The 19752-nt window shown below is 66.7% G+C and carries 23 protein-coding genes and 1 tRNA gene; 12 read left to right on the forward strand and 12 right to left on the reverse strand.

Annotated features, from left to right (window positions below):
* Positions 1 to 6 precede the first annotated feature (6 nt).
* Both G6N44_RS19230 and G6N44_RS19235 read right to left on the reverse strand, forming a co-directional pair.
* Positions 7 to 522, reverse strand: coding sequence for a bacterial proteasome activator family protein (locus G6N44_RS19230; RefSeq protein WP_163666626.1), 516 nt, complete (start codon positions 520 to 522; stop codon positions 7 to 9).
* Positions 523 to 552: 30 nt separating this feature from the next.
* Entirely contained in the window at positions 553 to 2511 is a 1959-nt protein-coding gene (locus tag G6N44_RS19235; protein ID WP_163666628.1) for a DUF6541 family protein, read from the reverse strand.
* A 124-nt stretch (positions 2512 to 2635) separates the two neighbouring features.
* Here G6N44_RS19235 and G6N44_RS19240 point away from each other — a divergent pair, with 124 nt between their 5' ends.
* The gene (locus tag G6N44_RS19240; protein ID WP_163666630.1) at positions 2636 to 3832 is read left to right on the forward strand and encodes a cysteine desulfurase-like protein; all 1197 of its coding nucleotides are present in this window, start codon (positions 2636 to 2638) and stop codon (positions 3830 to 3832) included.
* A 64-nt stretch (positions 3833 to 3896) separates the two neighbouring features.
* Here G6N44_RS19240 and G6N44_RS19245 read toward each other — a convergent pair whose 3' ends face one another.
* Positions 3897 to 4877, reverse strand: coding sequence for an NAD(P)H-quinone oxidoreductase (locus tag G6N44_RS19245; protein ID WP_163666632.1), 981 nt, complete (start codon positions 4875 to 4877; stop codon positions 3897 to 3899).
* Between the two features lie 66 nt (positions 4878 to 4943).
* Between G6N44_RS19245 and G6N44_RS19250 the strand changes: the two genes are divergently transcribed.
* Together G6N44_RS19250 and G6N44_RS19255 are read left to right on the forward strand one after the other, a co-directional pair.
* Complete coding sequence (locus G6N44_RS19250; protein ID WP_064957336.1) at positions 4944 to 5456, forward strand: MarR family winged helix-turn-helix transcriptional regulator; 513 nt, start codon at positions 4944 to 4946, stop codon at positions 5454 to 5456.
* A 19-nt stretch (positions 5457 to 5475) separates the two neighbouring features.
* A tRNA-Ser gene (locus tag G6N44_RS19255) sits at positions 5476 to 5562 on the forward strand.
* 374 nt (positions 5563 to 5936) lie between these two features.
* Here G6N44_RS19255 and G6N44_RS19260 read toward each other — a convergent pair.
* Entirely contained in the window at positions 5937 to 6575 is a 639-nt protein-coding gene (locus tag G6N44_RS19260; protein ID WP_163666634.1) for a TetR/AcrR family transcriptional regulator, read from the reverse strand.
* Between the two features lie 86 nt (positions 6576 to 6661).
* Here G6N44_RS19260 and G6N44_RS19265 point away from each other — a divergent pair, with 86 nt between their 5' ends.
* From G6N44_RS19265 to G6N44_RS19275, 3 genes are read left to right on the forward strand one after another with little or no spacing between them, the layout of a single operon-like run.
* Positions 6662 to 7384: a flavin-containing monooxygenase gene (locus G6N44_RS19265; RefSeq protein ID WP_235682815.1), complete on the forward strand. Its 723-nt coding sequence runs from the start codon at positions 6662 to 6664 to the stop codon at positions 7382 to 7384.
* Complete coding sequence (locus tag G6N44_RS19270; RefSeq protein WP_179964410.1) at positions 7365 to 7691, forward strand: hypothetical protein; 327 nt, start codon at positions 7365 to 7367, stop codon at positions 7689 to 7691. The genes G6N44_RS19265 and G6N44_RS19270 overlap by 20 nt, the downstream gene beginning before the upstream one ends.
* A 2-nt stretch (positions 7692 to 7693) precedes the next feature.
* The gene (locus G6N44_RS19275) at positions 7694 to 8920 is read left to right on the forward strand and encodes an oxidoreductase (protein ID WP_163666636.1); all 1227 of its coding nucleotides are present in this window, start codon (positions 7694 to 7696) and stop codon (positions 8918 to 8920) included.
* A gap of 355 nt (positions 8921 to 9275) precedes the next feature.
* Here G6N44_RS19275 and G6N44_RS29905 read toward each other — a convergent pair whose 3' ends face one another.
* The 5 genes from G6N44_RS29905 to G6N44_RS19295 form a co-directional block, all read right to left on the reverse strand.
* Positions 9276 to 9425 carry a helix-turn-helix transcriptional regulator gene (locus G6N44_RS29905; protein ID WP_372508092.1) on the reverse strand — a complete coding sequence of 50 codons (150 nt, stop codon included), beginning with the start codon at positions 9423 to 9425 and terminating at the stop codon, positions 9276 to 9278.
* A gap of 8 nt (positions 9426 to 9433) precedes the next feature.
* Complete coding sequence (locus G6N44_RS29570) at positions 9434 to 9709, reverse strand: hypothetical protein (RefSeq protein WP_235682816.1); 276 nt, start codon at positions 9707 to 9709, stop codon at positions 9434 to 9436.
* Between the two features lie 173 nt (positions 9710 to 9882).
* Positions 9883 to 10293 (reverse strand): GlcG/HbpS family heme-binding protein, encoded by a 411-nt coding sequence (locus tag G6N44_RS19285; RefSeq protein WP_163666638.1) that lies wholly within the window; start codon positions 10291 to 10293, stop codon positions 9883 to 9885.
* Entirely contained in the window at positions 10286 to 11062 is a 777-nt protein-coding gene (locus G6N44_RS19290; RefSeq protein WP_163670161.1) for an SDR family oxidoreductase, read from the reverse strand. The genes G6N44_RS19285 and G6N44_RS19290 overlap by 8 nt, the downstream gene beginning before the upstream one ends.
* A gap of 97 nt (positions 11063 to 11159) precedes the next feature.
* Positions 11160 to 11417, reverse strand: a complete 258-nt coding sequence (locus G6N44_RS19295; protein ID WP_163670162.1) for a hypothetical protein — start codon at positions 11415 to 11417, stop codon at positions 11160 to 11162.
* A gap of 179 nt (positions 11418 to 11596) precedes the next feature.
* Between G6N44_RS19295 and G6N44_RS19300 the strand changes: the two genes are divergently transcribed.
* The 3 genes from G6N44_RS19300 (at position 11597) to G6N44_RS19310 (ending at position 14134) form a co-directional block, all read left to right on the forward strand.
* Positions 11597 to 12613, forward strand: coding sequence for an AraC family transcriptional regulator (locus G6N44_RS19300; RefSeq protein WP_163666640.1), 1017 nt, complete (start codon positions 11597 to 11599; stop codon positions 12611 to 12613).
* A 23-nt stretch (positions 12614 to 12636) separates the two neighbouring features.
* Complete coding sequence (locus G6N44_RS19305) at positions 12637 to 13170, forward strand: hypothetical protein (protein ID WP_163666642.1); 534 nt, start codon at positions 12637 to 12639, stop codon at positions 13168 to 13170.
* A gap of 130 nt (positions 13171 to 13300) precedes the next feature.
* A complete protein-coding gene (locus G6N44_RS19310) occupies positions 13301 to 14134 on the forward strand; it encodes a MerR family transcriptional regulator (RefSeq protein WP_163666643.1) in 834 nt (277 codons plus the stop codon).
* Here the strand turns inward: G6N44_RS19310 and G6N44_RS19315 are convergent.
* Positions 14116 to 15150, reverse strand: coding sequence for a bile salt hydrolase (locus G6N44_RS19315; protein WP_163666645.1), 1035 nt, complete (start codon positions 15148 to 15150; stop codon positions 14116 to 14118). The genes G6N44_RS19310 and G6N44_RS19315 overlap by 19 nt on opposite strands.
* 119 nt (positions 15151 to 15269) lie before the next feature.
* Here G6N44_RS19315 and G6N44_RS19320 point away from each other — a divergent pair, with 119 nt between their 5' ends.
* Positions 15270 to 16187 (forward strand): acyl-ACP desaturase, encoded by a 918-nt coding sequence (locus tag G6N44_RS19320; RefSeq protein WP_163666647.1) that lies wholly within the window; start codon positions 15270 to 15272, stop codon positions 16185 to 16187.
* A gap of 4 nt (positions 16188 to 16191) precedes the next feature.
* Here the strand turns inward: G6N44_RS19320 and pdxR are convergent, their stop codons facing one another.
* Entirely contained in the window at positions 16192 to 17574 is a 1383-nt protein-coding gene (gene pdxR / locus G6N44_RS19325; RefSeq protein ID WP_163666649.1) for a MocR-like pyridoxine biosynthesis transcription factor PdxR, read from the reverse strand.
* A 46-nt stretch (positions 17575 to 17620) separates the two neighbouring features.
* Between pdxR and G6N44_RS19330 the strand changes: the two genes are divergently transcribed.
* Positions 17621 to 18040: a hypothetical protein gene (locus G6N44_RS19330; RefSeq protein WP_163666651.1), complete on the forward strand. Its 420-nt coding sequence runs from the start codon at positions 17621 to 17623 to the stop codon at positions 18038 to 18040.
* Complete coding sequence (locus G6N44_RS19335) at positions 18041 to 18949, forward strand: NAD-dependent epimerase/dehydratase family protein (RefSeq protein WP_163666653.1); 909 nt, start codon at positions 18041 to 18043, stop codon at positions 18947 to 18949. It abuts the gene before it with no gap.
* Here G6N44_RS19335 and G6N44_RS19340 read toward each other — a convergent pair.
* Positions 18936 to 19751 (reverse strand): crotonase/enoyl-CoA hydratase family protein, encoded by an 816-nt coding sequence (locus G6N44_RS19340; protein ID WP_163666655.1) that lies wholly within the window; start codon positions 19749 to 19751, stop codon positions 18936 to 18938. The genes G6N44_RS19335 and G6N44_RS19340 overlap by 14 nt on opposite strands.
* Between the last annotated feature and the right edge of the window lies 1 nt (position 19752).

The following is a 19752-nucleotide window of genomic DNA, read 5'->3' on the forward strand; positions in this document are numbered from 1 at the left end:
CGCGACCTACAGGTACTGGCCGGTGCCGGGGTGACCCGAACCGCCGCGTTGTCCGCCGGGGCCCTGCAGCCCCGGTGGGAGAGCGCCCTGGCGCATCGACTCGAGCTGCGCGCGGGCGGCCATCTGCTGGGCGAACAACGCCGTCTGGATGCCGTGGAACAGGCCTTCGAGCCAGCCCACCAGCTGCGCCTGCGCGATGCGGAGTTCGGCATCGGACGGCACGTTGTCCTCGGTGAAGGGAAGCGTCAGCCGCTCGAGCTCGTCACGCAGTTCGGGGGCCAGGCCCTCCTCGAGTTCGTGGATGCTGGTGCGGTGGATGTCGCGCAGCCGCTCCCGGCTGGCGTCGTCGAGCGGAGCCGCCCGCACCTCTTCGAGCAGCTGCTTGATCATGGTGCCGATGCGCATGACCTTCGCCGGTTGTTCGACGAGGTCGGTCAACGCCTTGCCGTCGGCGTCGCCATCTGGCTCATCGGCGGTGCTGGCCAGGATCTCGATGTTGTCATCGTCGGGGTTGATGGTCATGGCCTTCCCTTGCAACAGTTCTGTCTCGTGTCAGTTCGTCTTGGTCGCCGCGTTCTCTCCGAGCCAGCGGTAGATGCGGTCCTCACCGTTGTCGTAGATCTTCTCCCACGACCGTGAGCGCTCTAGCGACACTAGTCCGTCGGGCATGGCGAACCCGCGGACCACCGGGGTGCTGGTGATCACGTAGCGAATGTTGAGCGCCTCCGCCGCCTCGGCAACCCGGGGATCGGTGTCCGCGTCGTCGGCGTAGGCCCAGAAGATGAACCGGTGGTACCCGGGGCCCTGTTGCACCGGGTAGTCGTAGTGCGTCCACAGCGGATGCAGCCCCGACACCGCATACATCCAGGCGGTGCCGTCGGTGTTGGCGTTGCCGATCAGCGTGGTGTGGGCATCGGGAAGCCCGGCCAGGTAGGCGAAAGCCTCCAGATCTTTGGCGTCGATCATCACCGAGTCGTACTTGTTGCCGAACAGGAGCTTGTGCCGGGGGAAGTAGTGCCAGGCCAGGCCCACGGTGGTGGCGACCAGCGCGACGGCGGCCGTCGCGCGGATCCAGGTCGGGCGGGCGCCGGCCCGCCGCAGCACGGCGGCGCCGAGCAGCACCAGTGCGCACAGGCCGATCGCCGCCATCGGTGCGTAGAGCATGGTGACGACCGCCGACAGTCGGCGCGGATCGCTGTAGAACAGGTCGCTGAACGCGCCGGTGATGGCTCCGATCGGCCCGCCGAACGGGGCGCCGGAATGCACGATCGACGCGATCAGGATCAGCCACACCGCCAGCGGCCACCAGATCTTCTTCACCAGCAGGACCAGGCCGCCGACGGCGGCCATGGCGATGAGTGCGCTCTGGACCGGGAAGTCGTTGAGGTGGCGGGTGTGCTGGAGGACCGCGGCGACCAGCGAGTACTTCTTGCCGAGGTGGTTGACGAAGGCGTGGCCGACGATGATCTCGGCCTGCTGAAGGACCCCGAGAAACTGGGGGAGCAGGATCAGCAGGGCCGGCACCGCGACGGCGGCCAGTGCCAGGAAGTCGGACAGTCGGCCGCGTACCGGCCGCCACAGCGCATCCACCAGCCACCAGACGCCCACCAGCAGGGCAATCACCACGCCGCCGGTGAGGTGTACCGAGAAGACGCCGACTGTGGCGAGCACGGCAAGGCCGATGCGGTCGCGGTGTGCCGGCGTCGAGGCGATCAGGGCGAACACGGGTACCGCGAGACCGTAGGCAGCCAGGTTGGGCATCGCCGCGACATCGAATTCGACGTAGGGCACCGCGGTGAACGACGCGGCGAGCGCCGCGGCTGTGCCCGCAGCGACCGCGGTGCGCATCTCGCAGGTGTGCGGGCGGACCATCTTCCACGTCAGCACCGCGGCGCTGACCGGGAACAGCCACACCGCCGCGACGACCGAACTCACGGTGTACGCCGTGGTCGCGGCGGCGCCGGTGAGCTGGCAGTAGACGGCGGCCAGGGCGTGGAACGCCGACGGGTAGTAGAGCGCCTCGTGGGTCTCGACGTTGCGTAGCTCGCCCATGTGGGTCGGAGAGGCCTGGCCGGTATCGAGGATCCACCGGATGGTGTTGGCGTGCCACACCGAGTCCCAGGTGCTGGGGATGGATTGCCAGTGCACGAGCCCGGCTAATGCGGCGGCAGCGATCAATGCGGCACCCAGCAGCACACCGGCGGCAACCAGCATCGCGGGCCGCGTGGTGATGCCGGAGGCGTCGGCGTCGGCGTCGCGATAGCGGTCCAGCGCCCGCCGCAAACCGGCCGCCAAGGCGGCGGTGAAGGCTACAGCAAACAAAGCCGTCCACGTGTTCCACGGTATGCCGATGGCCCCCAGTGGGACGATCGCCAACGCGACGGTGCCGTAGGTCAAGGCTGGACCCACTGCGACCGCAGTCGGCACGGTCAGCCCACCTGCCCTGGCGATCAACGCCCCGGGGATCACCAGCAACAACAGTGCGATTAGCACTCCGAACCCGAAGCCCACTGGACTAGTATGGCTGCCCAGGGTGACCCGGTCCGAGCATGGTCTCTTCAAGTGCGAACATGCGATCGGCGCTCACCAAATCGTGTCGGTTTGTGATATCCGCGGAAGCTCTAAGGTGGCTGGCATGGCATACGACGTCGCCCGGGTGCGGGGCTTGCACCCGTCTCTGGGCGATGGGTGGGTCCACTTCGATGCCCAGAACGGCATGCTGGTGCCCGATTCCGTCGCGACGACGGTGTCCACTGCGTTCCGAGGCTCGATGCCCACGGCGGTGGGCCCGCATCCATCGGCACGCCGCAGTGCGGCTGTCCTCATCGCTGCCCGCCAGGCCGTCGCTGACCTGGTCAATGCGGATCCGCGGGGCGTGGTACTCGGCGCGGACCGGGCTCAGCTGCTGACCGCGCTGGCCGAGGCGTCCTCGAGCCGGGTCGGGCTCGGCTACGAGGTGGTGGTCACCCGACTGGATGACGAGGCGAACATCGCGCCGTGGTTGCGGGCCGCGAATCGTTACGGCGCCAAGGTGAAGTGGGCCGAGGTCGACATCGAGACGGGCGAGCTGCCGTCCTGGCAGTGGGAAGGGTTGATCGACAAGCCGACCCGCCTGGTGGCGATCGCGTCAGCGTCGTCGACGCTGGGAACCGTCACCGATCTGGGTGAGGTGACCAAGCTCACGCATGAGGTCGGCGGCATGGTGGTGGTCGACCACTCGGCCGCGGCCCCGTACCGGCTGATGGACATCAACGAGGTCGAGGCCGATGTCGTCGCCCTCAACGCGGTGCCCTGGGGTGGCCCGCCGATCGGCGCCCTGGTGTTCCGTGACCCGTCGGTGATCGACTCGCTGGCCTCGGTCTCGTTGAATCCCCGGGCGACCGGTCCGGCCCGCCTTGAGGTGGGCATGCACCAGTACGGCCTGTTGGGTGGCGTGGTGGCCAGCATCGAGTACCTGTCGAACCTCGATGATTCGGCCAGCGGCTCGCGGCGCGAACGCCTGGCCGTGTCGATGCAGTCGGCCGGCGCGTATCTGGACCGCCTGTTCGAGTACCTGGTGGTCTCGCTGCGCTCGTTGCCGTTGGTGATGGTGATCGGCAGGCCGGAGTCACAGATCCCGGTGCTCAGCTTCGTGGTGCGGGACGTCCCGGCCGAGCGGGTGGTGCAACGGTTGGCCGACAACGGCATCTTGGCGATGTCGAATGCCAGCTCGCGCGTGCTCGACGTGATCGGCGTGAACGACATCGGTGGCGCGGTGACCGTCGGGCTGTCGCACTACTCGACGGGTGCCGAGGTCGATCAGCTCGTGCGGGCCCTGGCCTCACTCGGCTAATCCCGATGCCGTTGACTGCGTCCACGGCGCAAAAGTGCGAGTGGGGTGCGCCGTAGCCGCAGTATCAACCGACGGTCAGCACGATCTTTCCCGACACCTCGCCGGAAGCCAGCAGTTCGTGGGCCCGCTGGGCCTGCTGGATGGGCAGTTCGGCGCCGATGATCGGCCGAACCCGCCCGTCGGCGATCATCGGCCAGACGTTGTCGCGCACCGCCCGCACGATTTCTCCCTTGCCGCCGGGCCCGTCGACCGGGCGCGGGCGCAGCGAGGTCGCGATGACCCCGGCCCGCTTGCCGAGCAGCTTGGCGATGTTCAGTTCGGCCTTGATACCGCCCTGCATGCCGATGATCACCAGACGTCCGCCGGTGGCCAGGGCATCGACATTGCGGTCCAGGTAGGCCGCGCCCATGATGTCGAGGATCACGTCGGCCCCCGCGCCGCCGGTCTCGGCCCGGACTCGCTCGGCGAAGTCCTCGTCGCGGTAGTTGATGGCGATGTCGGCGCCGAGGTCGCGGCACAGCGCGAGCTTGTCCGCCGACCCTGCAGTTACTGCGACGCGCGCGCCGAGCGCATGGGCCACCTGGGTGGCGTGGGTGCCGATGCCGCTGCCGCCGCCATGTAGCAGGACGACCTGGCCCGCCGTCAGACCCGCCGTCATCACGAGGTTCGACCACACCGTGCAGGCCACTTCGGGTAGACCTGCGGCGTCACCCAGGGCAACGCCATCGGGCAATGGCAGCACCTGGGCGGCCGGTACGGCAACGTACTCGGCGTAACCGCCACCTGCGAGCAACGCGCACACCGGTTGCCCAACTGACCGGTCGGTAATATCTGCACCGACGGCCGCGACGGTCCCGGAAACCTCCAGCCCGATGACCTCACTGGCGCCTGGCGGGGGCGGATACTTACCCGCCGCTTGCAGGAGGTCGGCCCGGTTGACGCCGGCGGCGTGAACCCGGATCAGGATCTCATCGTTTGCTGGCGCGATATCAGCGACGTTTTCCCAGGTCAGGTGGCCATCGACGGAGGCGACAATTGCATACATTTTTTCCAGGCTACAAGCCTTCTATTTCCTCAGCGCAGCAATACTGACGTCCCTTACGATTGCGCCATGGCGGGGATGATTGCGGGGCGCACGGCGGGTGACATGCCGGGCTTGGATATCGCCGAGCAGAGGTCATGGCAGAACTACCTCGACTCGGCGCTCAGAATGTATGCGACCTTGAACCGGTCGTTGGTGGATGCGCATCACCTCACGCTGAATGATGTGCGCCTGCTCGACATCTTGGACAAGTCGTCGACCGGGTCGGCGCGGATGGGTGACTTGGCCGAGCGGCTGATGTCACTGCCCAGCCGGGTGACCCGGCAGATCCGGCGACTGGAAGTGCAGAACCTGGTGACCAGGTGTGCCAGTCCGGACGACGGGCGCGGCGTGGTGGCCACGATCACCGAGGAAGGCAGGGCCGCCGTCCGCGAGGCGATGGTCACCTACGGGCAGGGCGTCCGCTCGCACTTCCTCGGCAGGCTTTCGCGTCCGCAGATCGCGGCGATGGGGGAGAACTGCCGCCGCATCAGCGTCGCGCTGAAGAACGGATCGCCGCCCGCGCACATCGGCCGGGTGTGAAACCCGTACTCTTGTCGGCGGTGGCGTGGCAGAGCGGCCTAATGCACTCGCCTTGAAAGCGAGAGACGGCTAACACCGTCCGGGGGTTCAAATCCCTCCGCCACCGCAGTTCAGAGGTGGTTTCCGAGTTTCGCGCGCGGAGCTCGGAACCATCTCGATGACCCAAAGTGACCCAATCTGCGGGAATTGACCCGCCGGATCGGTCGGCGTGTCGTTGGCCTGCGCTGGTCTCACCGAATTTCTACGGTGGGCAGCTCAACTCGGTCTGGAAAGCCCAGCGGAGCAGCGGCCTCAGGCCTCCACCCCGTCGCTGGCCCAGGTCCACCTGTACGTTTCCCCAAGTCGAATCGTCTTGCGCGGCAGCGGGGTACAGTCACATCCGGTTTTTGTGCGGTGACAATGGCCCGGACTACAAGAACGCGTCGTGCAGGGTGATCACCGAGACGACCGTGAAGGGGCGGTGCCGGACTGTATGGGAATCTAGGGCCGGATCAGGCTCGTGACGGCGGTGTCGGCTCCGGCCAGGAGGCGTTCGCGTGGGTAGTTGTCGGGGTCGGTCAGCAGTAGCCTTCCCGACTCCAGGATCAGCGACAGCATCATGCGGGCCAGTAGTTCGACATCGGTGTCAGGGGGCAGGCTGTCACCGTCGGCCTGGGCGGTGAGCAACGCCTCAATGCTGTTCGCGGCGAGTTCGCGGCCTTGCTCGAGGCGGGTTCGGAACACCGACGTGGTGCTATCGGCCAGCACAAGGATCGCCCGCCACAAGTCGGGGGAGGCCTCGAACATCTTCAGCAGGTTCGCGTAGAGCGTCCGTAGCCGCTCGGTGAGGGCCATCTGCGACGACGCCGGGGGAAAGGCGTCCCGGTACTGGGCCACGGCACGCTGCTCTTCGCGGACCAGTGACGCGCGCAGGAGTGCGTTCGTATCGTCGAAATGCTTGTAGACGACCGGGCGCGTGACGCCTGCCTGCTTGGCGACCGAGTCCATCGATACCTTGCCCACGCCGTGTTCGGCGATCACGCGGAGCGCGGCGTCGAGCAGGTGTTCGCGCCGCTGCGCCGGTGCCATGCGCGGGGCGTAGGGACGCCGAGCCGCCTGTGGGGTTGTGTCTATCGTCACGCCTCTATCCGATCGTGTTGACGGGAGCGCTCTCGTCCGGCATGTTACATCGACTGTAGCTACAGCGTGTGTAACAAACTGTGGCCGTGGAGAGCCGAGACGGGGTGAGTGTGAGCATCGAAGACCGACGGGACCGTGTGTGTTTGATCGGCGCGGGATACGCAGGAAACGGTCTGGCGTTCGCGCTCCAGCGCGCGGGAATCGCCTATGACCAGCTGGAGGCTACCGACCGGGTGGGCGGCAACTGGTCGCACGGGGTGTATGACTCCACCCACCTGATCAGTTCGAAGAAGTCCACGCAGTATGTGGAGTTTCCGATGCCGGAGGCCTATCCGACGTTCCCGAGCGGCGCGCAGATGCTGGCCTACCTGCAGTCCTACGTCGAGTATTTCGGGTTGGCCGACAACATCGAGTTCGACAGCGAAGTCGTGCGCGTTCGGCCTGTCGACGCGAACGGGTCAAACGGTTGGTATGTCGAGCTGGCGTCAGGTGAGGTCCGACGGTATCGCGCCGTGGTGATCGCGAACGGCCACTACTGGCAACGCAACATCCCCGACTATCCGGGCGAGTTCACCGGGATGGTGTTGCACTCCAAGGACTACAAGCGCCCCGAAGACTTCGGCCCAGGGAGCAGGGTGCTGGTCGTCGGCGCCGGAAACTCCGCAAGCGACATTGCCGTCGAGGCCTCTGCCACCTTCGGGACCGCTGACATCTCGATGCGGCGCGGCTACTGGTTCCTTCCGAAGACGATTTTCGGGATTCCGCCGCCGCGGCCACGACCTCGTCACCATGCGCGGCACCCTCGGTGAACAGCTCCCCGACGCACCGCCGATCCTCGGGCGGCCGCACCGCAACGTGACCGGCACCCTCGGGCTCGCCCTGCCACGGATCGTCGGATTCACCCCCGGCGAGCATCCGATCGAAACGCGACGGGTGCATCTCGACGAGTTCTCGCTCGCCGGATCCGATCGCGACCCGATCCACCTGATGGGCCTCGGCCCTGTCCTCGAGGCCCGACTGCACCGCGTCAACCTCTCCGCCGGCAGGCCACCGATCCCGCGCCGCCCGTTGACCCCGCTGTTCTCCCTGACCCGACTTCGACCGAGAGTGCTGTGATCATGACCGAATCCGTTCTCACCGAACCCTTCGAGCTGCCCTGCGGCCAGATCCTGCCCAACCGGATCGCCAAGGCCGCGATGAGCGAACAGCTCGCATACCGCGACGGCACCGCCAGCGACAAACTCCGCCGCCTCTACGCGGTGTGGGCCAGCGGCGGAGCTGGGCTGCTGCTGTCGGGCAACGTGATGATCGACCGGGACGCCCTCACCGAGCCCGGCAACGTGATCCTCGACGACGCCCGCGGCCTCGACGCCATCCGCGCCTGGACCGGTGCGACGGCGGGTACTGACGCCAAGATGTGGGCGCAGATCAATCATCCCGGCAAGGTCGCGGTCTCACCGTTCAACCGTCGACCGGTGGCGCCGTCGGCACGCCGTAGCCCTGTGCCCGGCTACAACATCCGCAAACCACGCGAGTTGAGCGGCGCCGACATCGACCGGCTGATCCTCAAGTTCGCGCGCACCGCAGGACTCGCCGTCGCCGGCGGCTTCGACGGGGTTCAGGTTCACGCCGCGCACGGATACCTTCTCTCGCAGTTCCTCTCGCCGCTGTCAAACCTCCGCGACGACGAATGGGGAGGCGACGAACAACGGCGAATGAAGTTCCTGCTCGAGACGGTCGCGGCGGTCCGTGAGACCGTCGGCGACGAGGTCCCCGTCGCTGTCAAACTGAATTCCACGGACTTCCTGCGTGGTGGATTCACCAACGAGCAGGCACTCAACGTCGCCCTGGCCCTCGCCGCTGCCGGAATCGACCTGCTCGAGATCAGCGGCGGTGGCTACGAACAGCCCGCCATGACCGGCGTCGCCGCAGGTCAAGACTCCGACCAGTCGGGCCACGGCTACTTCATCGACTTCGCCCGCCAGATCCGCGCACACTCCACCGTTCCGCTCATGCTCACCGGAGGATTGCGTGCACCCCGCGCGATGGAAACGATCGTCGAGGACGGCACCGTTGACGTGATCGGGATCGGGCGCCCGCTGACTTTCGTGCCGGACTACCCGCGGCAGATCCTCGCCGGGCACACCCCCACGTTGCCCAAGAGCGCGCCACGCCTCAGATACCGCCCTGCCGACGGGTACCTCGAACTCGCCTGGCACAACAACCAATTGCACCGAATCGCCGCGGGCAAGACACCCCAACGCACCCCCGGCCTGCACACCATCGGCCGCGCCATCACGCGCATCTCCATCGCAGCTGGAAAGCAGGCGGTCATTCCCCGCTGACCTTGGGGCTCTCGCTAGCCGGGCGGTAACACTGACCTACGGGGCGGGCCTGGCCGCTTGTCCCGGAGCGGGGTCCGGGGCCGGGCGCGTGGCGGGATGGACGTCGGTGACGGGGCCGGTCTCCCGGCACCACTGCAAGTTGCGCCGACTACTGCGCTCTGGCTTCGCCAATCGATGTGACCGTCGCGTCCAGCTACTCGCCGCTCAGTGGCAGTAGTCCGACCCGAAGCGCGACATCGACACTGTGGTTTGGCTGCCGCACTGCCGCTGGTCGTCATCGCCTTGCTCGCCGCCGGCATTGGTCACCTCACCGGCGATCAGCCCGTGTCTGAGCCGACCACTTCGCGTCGCGCGGTCATTCGTGGCGGCGGTAGGCGCTCGATGACATACCGACGCGGTTCTTGAAGGTCGTGGCGAAGTGGCTGGGTGTGGAGAATCCTACGTTCATGCCGATATCCGTAATCGACATCGCCGTTGTGGCCAGTAGTTTCTTCGCACGGTGTATTCGGCGGTCTAGGACGAACTGATACGCCGTGGTGCCAAAGTAGCGGTGAAGGCGGCCGAAAACTCGGCAATAGTCATCTCGGTGAGGCTGGCGAGGGCAAGGGAGATGTCCGAATCGAGGCTGTGCTCCAGGTATTCCATCAACTTGGCACGGGTGAGCCTGCCGAAGCCGCGGCTACGCGGGGCGCGGGCAGCGCCATCGCCGAACTGATCGACGAGGTGCAGACGCACCGTTTCGGCCAGCGACTCGGTGAGCAGTCGCGCTGCTTTAGGGCTCGAGCGCATCGACCCTCACCTCGTTGTGGGGCAGGTGAAGCAGAAGGTGGGTTCACGAAGTCTGGTCTGAGCCGAGTGATCCCGCGCTTCGAAATCGGTGGCCCGAGCGCGGATGTGGTGAGGACGCCTTCCCGACGGAAGACGTCGGTGGGCAGCCCCGGACCCCCCAGGCCGGGGCTGCTTCATGGGGTTGCGCCGTCCGCGGTCGTGAGGGCCAGGGCGGCGTCTTGCTCCGGTGCGCCGCCGGAGACACCCAGCCCGCCGATCAGTTCGCCGGTCCCGTCAAACAGAGGTACACCGCCGCCGACCAGCAGCAGCCCTCCGTGGTGGATATGGTCGAAGTGCAGATGCGGCACTCCGAGTTGCAGTGGGGCGTTGAGGGTGTCGGTGGGTGCCTGGAACATCACCGCGGTACGTGCCTTGGCGATGGCCAGCTCGTTGGACGCCAGCCACGCGCCGTCCATCCGGGAGAAGGCCACCAGGTTCGCTCCCTTGTCGAGGACGGCGAACACCGCCTGCATGCCTTCGGACTGCGCGGCGCTGCCGCCCCGGGCGATGAGTCGATGCGCATATTCGAGTGTGAGCTCAGGCATTCTGGGTCCACTCCGACTCCTGCCAGTGCTTCGCGGTGTCGATCGTGGCCAGTGGACGCATGGTGCGGTACAGGTGGTCCTCGGCGGGGATGATCTCGACCATCGCGTCGATCATTTCCTGCGGGTCGTACTGGTCGGCGAGACTGTCACTGAAGTCCGGTATCGGAACCACGGCCTTCTCAGGGTCGTACCACTGCACGTGACTTTCGGCGCCGGTGTCGTTGAACCCGGTGCCGAACACCCCGGGGTTGACCGTGGCCACCTTGACGCCGTGGGGCGCCAACTCCGCACGCATGGAACCGGCGATCCCCTCGACGGCGTGCTTGGTGGCGCAGTACACCCCGACGAAGGGGATCACCAGGATCCCGCCCATCGATGAGGTCCACACCACCTTGCCGGACCTGCGCGCGACCATCTTTGGCACGATCTTCTGCGCCAGCGCGATGTGCCCGAAGACGTTGATCTCGAACGACTCCCGTACCCGCTGCAGCGGAATGTCGACGACCGATCCACTTTCCATCACCCCGGCGTTGAGGACGAGCACGTCGGGATCCAAGGTGCCTGCGTGCTCGATGTCGGTCTCATCGAGCAGGTTGAGCTTGATCACCTCAAGCTCAACCCCGGCGGCGGCAGCATCGGCCCGAAGGCTACGGACCAGTGGCCATGCCTCGGCGGTCGCGACGACTTCGTGGCCGCGGCGGGCGAGTTCGATCGCCGCTCCGCGACCGAATCCCGAACTTGCCCCGGTGATCAGAATCTTCTTCGACATCATTTCCTAAAGGTGTTGGTAGTGGACGCGTGTGGTTGTTGCGGGCGTTCGTGCGCCGAACCTGCCTGCGCACGAACGGAACTGCGCTTGATCAGCGTTACCCGACCCGTTCGGTCGAGCTGTCCGTGTTGTGCAGGTACCGCAGGCCGTCATCGTGCTTCAGGCAGTACCAGTACTTGAGGAAGGAGTCGTCATCGCTGTTCTGGAGGTGCTGGTCGGGTCCGTCCTTGATGCAGGACGCTTCGGTCGGCCAGCTCCACGGGACGCCGTTGGTGTCTCGGACGACGACGTCATCGGCGTCTGCCACACCGATGCCATAGGTGAGCGCGGAACCGAATATGACAACCCCAACGATGCGCGCCGAGCGTTTGCTCACGAAGCCCTCTTCCAAGCGAGTGATGGACCCGGTCCAGCGGTATCCGACCGGTCGAAATGCTAGGCGCGCTCCCGGGGGACCGTCACTAACAGAACACGTCAAATCGGTAGCTGATCACGCCATATCGAAGCGGTGAGACCTCTCGTACACTCGCCGGGATGGAAGCCAGTTCGGGCATGTTCGTGTTGACCCCGGCGGTGCGGTCACTGCTGACCGACCTAGATGTCTCGGTCGATGCGGTCCTGCGGCGCGCCCAACTCCCGACCGATTTCTTCTCCCGCGGAACCGGACAACTCAGCAGCGCACAGTACTTCGCCTTCTGGAGTGCCCTCGAACGGGAGAGCGACCGGGATGCGCTACCTGTGGCCGTGGCGGGGGCGTTGAGCGCCGAGAGCTTCGACCCGCCGATCTTCGCCGCCCTGTGTAGCCCGAACCTGATGACCGCCGCCCAGCGCATCGCGCAGTTCAAACCCCTGATCGGCCCGATCGCCATCACTGTCGGCCGAACTGGTGACGGCACGGCGGTGAGCTACACGTGGCAGACGGAGACGAAGCCCCCAGCCGTGCTTACCGCCGTCGAGTTGCTGTTCTGGGTAGCTCTGACCCGGCTGGGCACCCGCCGACCCGTGGAACCGCTGCGGGTTCAGGCCACTCAACCCCCACCGTCGAGCGCGACGATTCGCGGCTACCTCGGTGTGGACATCGAGGCCGGCCCAACCGATGCGGTCGTGTTCAGCAACGAGGACGCCGACCTTCCATTCGTCACCGAGAACGCTCAGATGTGGTCCTACTTCTCGCCGCAACTGCACGCCCGGCTATCCGAGCTACCCCGGTCCTCGTCGATGGCCCAACGCGTGCGCACGGTGCTCCTCGAAGCCCTGCCGGCCGGGCAGGCAGACATCGACAGCGTGTCCCGCAGGCTGGCGGTGAGTCCACGCACGCTGCAGCGCCAACTTCAAGCAGAGGGCGCCAGCTTCCAAGCCGCACTGAGCCGCACCCGGGAAAGCCTCGCCCGTCATTACCTGACCACCGGAGACACCAGCGTCGCCCAGATCGCCCTGCTGCTCGGCTACAAGGACACCAGCTCCTTCTACCGCGCCTACCGCGGATGGACCGGTACCACACCCGACGCAACCCGCCTCGGCACGAAGGCGGCCGCCGCATCGGAGGGTTGACACAGTTCTGACACAACCCCGCGGTGGTCGTGGTCGTCGGCGATGTGCCCGGCCGGGTCATTCGTGCTGTGGGCGGCGTCGCGCGCGGGGACCTGTTCTCCTCGCAGCGGCTGGACTCGGAACTGGACTTGGTGCGCACGCGGCTCGGCGACCTGGCGTTACGACGCGTGATGGTGACCTCCAATCTGGTCTCGGTCGAGGCAGTCTCCGCCGACGGTCAGCTGCACGACTACTGGGTGCGCGACGGCGAGGTGGAGGACATGGACTCGATTGCCGACCTGCACACGGGCGAGACGGCGTTCACCGCGGCGGATCTGTCGGGGCAGCGGGTACGGGCGGTGGTCTCCGATGTGCGTGGCCTCGGGAAGCCCGGTGAAATCGAACTGGTCTCCTACGAGATCGAGCAGGGGCATCCGTTGTCGGTGGCCGTGTGGATCCGGCCCGACCCGGTGAGCTCGGTGTTGCACTTCGATCCGCGGAGCGGCTCCACGGCGGTGCGTGAGGAATCGATCGAGACCGACGAACACACCTCGGTGTTCGGCGGCTTCTGGTGCTGAGGAGACGGACGAAACATGTTGCCGCACCGGCACTTTCTTCCCCAAACGGACACAAGGCAGGTCAGCCCGCGGTGTGCGGCAGATCGCGGGGTTTGACTCTCACACCGTGTTAGACGGCAGGCTCTTGTCCGTGACCGACACCCCGTCCCTGATATCGATCGGCAGGTTCTCCTCGCTGAGCCGTATCTCCGTTCGCATGCTGCGCCACTACGACAAGCACGGTGTCCTGGTGCCCGCGCGGGTGGACGCGGCCAGCGGCTACCGCAGGTACGCCGCGGCGCAGCTGGCCGACGCCGCCGCGATCCGGCGGCTTCGCGACATCGGATTCGGCGTGTCCGCCATCGGAGCCCTGCTCGCTGTCCGAGGCACCCCGGCGTTCGATGCAGCCCTCGCGGCCCAACGCATCGAGCTCATCGCGGCGGCGGAAGAGGCGAACGCGCGGCTCCAGCTCATCGACCACCTACTTGCCGAGAAGGAGCTCACCATGACTGACACTGTCACCGAAGAGACTGTCCCCGCCCTGACCGCCGTCTACCTGCGCGACACCATGCCGAATTACGCCGCCGAGGGGCAGCTGTGGGAGCGGTTCATGCCCGCCCTGCAGGAGCAGGGCATCACGCCCGGGCAGTTCGGCGGCTGCATCGAACACGATGACGAGTTCCGCGAATCCGATGTCGACGAGTCGGTGTTCCTCGAGGTTCCCGCCGACTGCACCGCCCGGGCTCCGCTCGGAGTGCTCGTCGCGCCTGCTCGACGGGCCGTGGTGGCCACCGTCACCGGCCCTTACGCCGAGGCGATCCCGCGGGCGCACGAACTCATCGGCGCCTACGTGACCGAGCGCGGGCTGACCCTGACGCGCACCGTCGACGATGTCACGACGCACCACTTCAACGTGTACCTCGACGACCCGCGTGAGGTGCCCGAGGACCGGCTGCGGACGAAGGTCTACATGCCGGTGGCCTGACCCTTCTCGGCTGCCTCCAGGGCCGCCATGATCTTCATGGACAGAAAGGTCATGGGGCCCTTGTCCTCGAACTTGTCGGCCACGTTGCCGGCGATTCCGCCCTGCACCGCGAGCTCGCCGATCAGGTCGAGCTTGAGCTGCGGACTGCCCTCGGAGAAGTCGAGATCCGCGAGGTCGACCCAGACGATGTTGGGGCGGGTCGTCGACTCGTAGACGTAGCGCTTGTTGGTGAGGTCGAGCACCGACTGCCAGATGGTCTGCGAGGCATCGGGTTTGCCCGGGTCGGGGATGCGGAAGGGCTGCGCGGCGTTGCGGATCACCGAGAACATGCTCGCGATGGCCTCGACCTGGCTGGACGGCTTGGGCAGTCGGCCGGCGTAGTAGGAGGCGCGGGCGAAACGGTCACTGGCCAGGGTGGAGCCCGGGATCGGCTGGTCGCCACCGAGACCGGTGAACGACTTCACCAACTCCAGCTGCTGATCGTAGGTCGGTGAATTGGTCATCACCGTGTAGTCCTTCGAGTGGTAGACCCGGGCCTTGCCGTCGACATACTCGACGATCGCCGAGTCCCCGGTCGCGTCGTCGAGGGCCAGGTGTAGTCCGGGGCGGACCCCGCCGGTGGGATCGTCCATCTGCACCACCTGCACATCGGTCTGCGCGATCCAGGCGACTGCCTCGGCGACAGTGGCGAAGTTGTCCAGGAAGTACTGCAGCCAGATCCCCTGGCCGAGTTGGGTGCGCGAGTCGTCGGGCTCACCGTAGGTCGACTCGGCCAGCCACAGGATGTGCCCCGCCAGACCGGCCTCGTTCATACCGTCCACCGAGGTGAGATCGAAGGCGGTCGCGACCACGCTGCCGTACTTCGAGGTCCAGGTGAGCTTGCCCGACACCGCGTCGTCACGCTCGACTCCGCGCGGCTGCTTCCACAGGTTCGTCATCAGGTCCTTGTGGAAGTCCATGTTCCTGCCGACCAGAACCGCATCGCCCGCGTCGGGCCAGATGACTCGTGTGCACATGCGAGCGAGCTTAGGTTATTTCACCCAAAAGTAACCTACGGTACCGTAACTTACGGTACCGTAGGTTGTGGCCGTCGCACTGACACCGACGCGCCGCCACACACGTTGGGAGGATGGGAATGGACGCCCAGAGCGGAGTGCTCCACGAACTGGAGCCGGTTGTCGCGACCAACCTTGACCGGCATCTTTCGATGGCGCGGGAGTGGTTTCCACACGACTACGTTCCGTGGAGCCGCGGACGCGACTTCGCCTTCCTGGGCGGTGAGGACTGGCGGCCGGAGGATTCGCCGTTGGACCCCGTCGCCAAGGTGGCCATGACGGTCAACCTGCTCACCGAGGACAACCTGCCCTCCTATCACCGCGAGATCGCCACGCGGTTCTCCCGCGACGGCGCGTGGGGCACCTGGGTCGGGCAGTGGACGGCCGAGGAAGGCCGCCACAGCATTGCCCTTCGTGACTACCTCGTCGTCACGCGCGGAGTGGATCCCGTTGAGTTGGAACGTCTTCGAATGCGGCACACGGTCGCCGGGTACGACTCGGGGGACAAGACGCCGCTGGCTGCGATGGCGTATGTGTCGTTCCAGGAACTCGCCACGCGGGTGTCGCACCGCAACACCGGGCGGGCATCCGGTTGCCCGATCGCCGATCAGATGCTCGCGCGGATCGCGGCCGACGAGAACCTGCACATGGTGTTCTACCGCAATCTCATGGCCGCGGCACTGGACATCGCGCCCGACGATTCGATGAAGGCCATCCGCGATGAGGTGGTGAACTTCGCGATGCCTGGTCTCGGGATGGCCGACTTCGCGCAGAACGCGATCATCATCGCCAAGGCCGGGATCTACGACCTGCGTGTCCATCACGACGACGTGGTGCAACCGGTGCTCCGCTTCTGGCGGATCTTCGATCGAACCGATTTCGGGCCCGAAGGGGAGAAGGCTCGCGAGGAGCTGGCCCAGTTCCTCGAGGTGGTCGACGAACGGGCCCGGTTCTACGAGGAGAAGCGCGAGCGCCAGAGAGTCGGGGCGGCCTCGTAGCGACTCAGCGCGCAATCTCGCCGAGTAGCTGCACGCCGGTGGCGATCTGCGACTCGGTCAGATTGGCGTAGCCCAGAATCAGCCCGGGCGGAGCGGTGTCGGCATCGGCGTAACACGGTGCCAACGGCTCCAGCCGGATGCGTAACTCGGCGGCCCGGCGGGTCAGCTCGGCTATGGGGAAGCCGGCCGGGAACCGCACGGTCAGGTGTACGCCTGCGGCTGCACCCAGAACCTCGGCCTGCGGCAGATGACGCGAGAGCGCGGCCAGCAGGGCCGTGCGCCGGGTCGGGTAGCGCCGACGCATCTGCCGTAGGTGTCGGTCGTAGCCCCCGGAGGTCAGGAACTGGCTGAACGCGATCTGATCCATTACCGAACTCCCGGTGTCGGCTAGGCTTTTCGCGGTCCGGACCGGCTCGACCAGGTGCGCGGGCACCACCATCCAGCCGATCCGCAGTCCCGGTGCCAGCGTCTTGCTGGTCGAGCCGAGGTACACCACCCGATCCGGCGCGACCCCTTGCAGCGCGCCCACCGGAGCCCGGTCGTAGCGGTACTCGGCGTCGTAGTCGTCCTCGATGATCAACCGTCCGGGTTGGGCCCATTCCAGTAGTTCGGTGCGCCGGGCAGCCGAAAGCACCACCCCGGTCGGCGATTGGTGCGCCGGGGTGGTCAGCACTGCGGCCGCGTCACTGTCGGCGAGCGCAGCGACGTCGACGCCATTGTCATCCACCGGGATCGGCTGCGGATCGATACCGTTGTGCCGCAGGACCATACGGTGTAACCAGAAACCCGGATCCTCCATGGCCACCGGGCCGTCCAGACACCGGGCCAGCAGCGCGATGGCTTGCGTTGCGCCCGAACACAACACGATGAGACGTGGATCGGCGACGACACCGCGGGTGCGCCGCAGATAGTCGGCCACCGCGGTCCGGGCAGCCGGCAGTCCGTGCGGTGCCGCGTAACCGAAGGCGCTGGATTCGATCTCGGCCAGGCCCTGACGCATGGCCCGGAGCCAGGCCTGACGCGGGAAGCTTGCGAGATCCGGTGAGCCCGGGGCGAAGTCGATGTCGAAGCGGGGGCGGGCGCGAACAGAGTCGGAGTTGCCCGAGGGGACGGGGTCGACGGCCGCGACACGGGTACTGGTGCCCTGGCTGCTGTGCAGGAACCCCTCGGCCGTGAGTTGCCCGTAGGCCTCGACCACGAGTCGGCGCGACACCTCGAGGTCGGCGGACAGTACGCGGGTGGACGGCATGCGGGAACCAGGGGTGATCCGTCCGGACCGGATGGCGTCGCGCAGTCCGTCGGCGAGTTGACGATGCAGCGGCTGCTTGCTGTTCCGGTCCAGTTCGACCAGCAGCTCCGGACCGGAACTGGTACCCGAATCTGCCATGAAATTGGAGCCTACTCGGAGACCACTGCGGCGTTAGCGTGAAGACATGAATGCTGCGGGTCCGGTGACGCAGACCCGGCGCTACCCCGACGTCGTCCTGGTCGTATTCGGTGTCTACTCGGTGACGCTCGGTCTGTTCATGCTGCTGGCGCCGGGCGCGTTCCACGACACGATCGGCGCATTCGGCCCGCGCAACGATCACTACATCTTCGACAACGCGTCCTTCGAGTTACCGCTCGGGTTGATGATGTTGGCCGCCCTCAAATGGCCGCATTGGCGGGTGCCCACCCTGGCCTTTGCCACTGTGCATTGGGCCCTTCACGCGCTGAGCCATCTGGTCGATACCCACCACGCGGCGGGCAACTGGATCGGCTGGCTGGAAGCCGGGGGCCTGGTGGTGACCACGGTCCTGTTGGCAATTGCATTGCGGATCAGCATGTCCGACAACAAGGTAGGAGAACCATAGATGCGTGTCCTGGTGGCCGGAGCAACCAGTGTCCCCGGAATCCCGCTGCTGCATGAGCTCAACCGGCGCGGCCACTACGTTATCGGGGTGACGCGTTCACCGGGCAAGACCGCCCAGATCTCGGCGGCCGGGGCCAAGCCCGTGGTGGCCGACGTCCTCGACAGGGGCCAGATCGACTCCGTGATGGCTGAATTCGCACCTGATGCGGTGGTCAGCCTACTGACGACGTTGCCCAAATGGGGACCCAAGCGGCCCAAGGACTTTCGTCCCGCCACACAGCTGTGGAGCCGCGGGGCCCCCAACCTGGTGGCAGCGGCCCAACGCGCCGGTGTGCGACGGGTGGTGGCGGAATCCGTCGTCTTCGCCTACGGCTACGGTGCGAGCGGACCGGAGCGGATCGACGAGAGTGATCCCTACCCCGGACCGCCACCTCCGCACGGGGCCGACTTCCTGGAGGCAATGCGGGGTATGGAACGCACCGTGCTGAACTCCGGTGAACACAGCGATACCGAGGGAATCGTGTTGCGCTACGGGGTCTTCTACGGTCCCGGTGTGATCCATGACGAATTGTTCACCCGGCTCGCGAAATGGTGGGCGCTGCCCGCGATAACCGGCCCCGGAATTCTGTCCTGGGTGCATATCGATGACGTCGCCCGGGCCACGGCCGACGCACTCGACAAAGGCCGGGGTGGGCAGATCTACAACATCGTCGACGACCGGCCGCAGTCCTTCGGCGATTACGTCAGAGAGCTGAGTCGAAAGCTGCACCGGCCGCGACCGGTGCCGATCTCGCATCGGCTGGTCGGACTGCTGGCCTCGTATCCGGCGACCGCCTTCGGGCAGGCTTGGCTTCCGCTGTCGAATGCCAAGGCCAAAGCCGAGCTCGGCTGGACGCCTATTCCCCGGTGAACTGGGGCGGGCGCTTCTGGAACATCGCGGTGACTGCCTCGGCCAGATCCTTCGACGGCAGGAAGGCCGAATTCCACGCCGCTACGTAGCGCAGGCTCTCGGCGACCCTGGCGGTGCGCTGCTGGTCGAGAACGTCCTTCACGCCGGCGACGGTCAGCGGCGGGTTGGCCGCAATCTCAGCTGCCGTGGCGTGCGCGGCTGCCAGTGATGCGTCGGCGTCGGCGTACACGTCGTTGACCAGACCGATCTTCTCGGCGCGTGATGCGTCGATGTCCTTTCCGGTCAGGACCAGCTCCCGCAGGTGCCCGTCAGACAGGATCAGCGGCAGCCGGGCCAGGCTGCCCACGTCGGCGACGATGGCCAGCTTGGTCTCGCGTACCGAGAACTTGGCGTCGGTGCTGGCGTAACGGATGTCCACCGCACTGATCAGGTCGACGCCGCCGCCGATGCACCAGCCGTGGATCGAGGCGATGGTGGGGGTGCGGCAGTCGGCGACCGCGGTGATGGCGCCCTGCATGCCCCGCAGCGTGGTGTGGAAGTCGGCCCTGGCCTTCGCGCCGGCATCCAGGCCGGGCAGCGTCGCGCCCATGGCCGGCAGGTCGAGGCCGTAGCTGAAGTTCTTGCCCGAGCCGGTCAGCACGATCGCGCGAACCTCAGGGTCGGCATCGAGGGTGCCGAACACCCCGGGCAGCTCGGCCCAGAACGCGGGGCCCATCGCGTTGCCCTTGCCGGGACCCAGCAGCGTCACCTGGGCGACGTGGTCCTTGGTCTCGACCGAAACGGATTCGTATGTGTCAGCCATT

It is taken from the genome of Mycolicibacterium alvei, assembly GCF_010727325.1.
Classification (GTDB): Bacteria; Actinomycetota; Actinomycetes; order Mycobacteriales; family Mycobacteriaceae; genus Mycobacterium; species Mycobacterium alvei.

Excerpts from the sequence above, each read along its gene's own strand:
- G6N44_RS19320 (WP_163666647.1), top strand. The coding sequence starts at position 15,270 with ATGGACGCCCAGAGCGGAGTGCTCCACGAACTGGAGCCGGTTGTCGCG.
- G6N44_RS19335 (WP_163666653.1), top strand. The coding sequence starts at position 18,041 with ATGCGTGTCCTGGTGGCCGGAGCAACCAGTGTCCCCGGAATCCCGCTG.
- G6N44_RS19290 (WP_163670161.1), bottom strand. The coding sequence starts at position 11,062 with ATGTCGAAGAAGATTCTGATCACCGGGGCAAGTTCGGGATTCGGTCGC.
- pdxR (WP_163666649.1), bottom strand. The coding sequence starts at position 17,574 with ATGGCAGATTCGGGTACCAGTTCCGGTCCGGAGCTGCTGGTCGAACTG.
- G6N44_RS29570 (WP_235682816.1), bottom strand. The coding sequence starts at position 9,709 with ATGCGCTCGAGCCCTAAAGCAGCGCGACTGCTCACCGAGTCGCTGGCC.
- G6N44_RS19315 (WP_163666645.1), bottom strand. The coding sequence starts at position 15,150 with ATGTGCACACGAGTCATCTGGCCCGACGCGGGCGATGCGGTTCTGGTC.
- G6N44_RS19240 (WP_163666630.1), top strand. The coding sequence starts at position 2,636 with ATGGCATACGACGTCGCCCGGGTGCGGGGCTTGCACCCGTCTCTGGGC.
- G6N44_RS19245 (WP_163666632.1), bottom strand. The coding sequence starts at position 4,877 with ATGTATGCAATTGTCGCCTCCGTCGATGGCCACCTGACCTGGGAAAAC.
- G6N44_RS19340 (WP_163666655.1), bottom strand. The coding sequence starts at position 19,751 with ATGGCTGACACATACGAATCCGTTTCGGTCGAGACCAAGGACCACGTC.
- G6N44_RS19330 (WP_163666651.1), top strand. The coding sequence starts at position 17,621 with ATGAATGCTGCGGGTCCGGTGACGCAGACCCGGCGCTACCCCGACGTC.
- G6N44_RS19275 (WP_163666636.1), top strand. The coding sequence starts at position 7,694 with ATGACCGAATCCGTTCTCACCGAACCCTTCGAGCTGCCCTGCGGCCAG.
- G6N44_RS19300 (WP_163666640.1), top strand. The coding sequence starts at position 11,597 with ATGGAAGCCAGTTCGGGCATGTTCGTGTTGACCCCGGCGGTGCGGTCA.
- G6N44_RS19285 (WP_163666638.1), bottom strand. The coding sequence starts at position 10,293 with ATGCCTGAGCTCACACTCGAATATGCGCATCGACTCATCGCCCGGGGC.
- G6N44_RS19230 (WP_163666626.1), bottom strand. The coding sequence starts at position 522 with ATGACCATCAACCCCGACGATGACAACATCGAGATCCTGGCCAGCACC.
- G6N44_RS19270 (WP_179964410.1), top strand. The coding sequence starts at position 7,365 with ATGCGCGGCACCCTCGGTGAACAGCTCCCCGACGCACCGCCGATCCTC.
- G6N44_RS19250 (WP_064957336.1), top strand. The coding sequence starts at position 4,944 with ATGGCGGGGATGATTGCGGGGCGCACGGCGGGTGACATGCCGGGCTTG.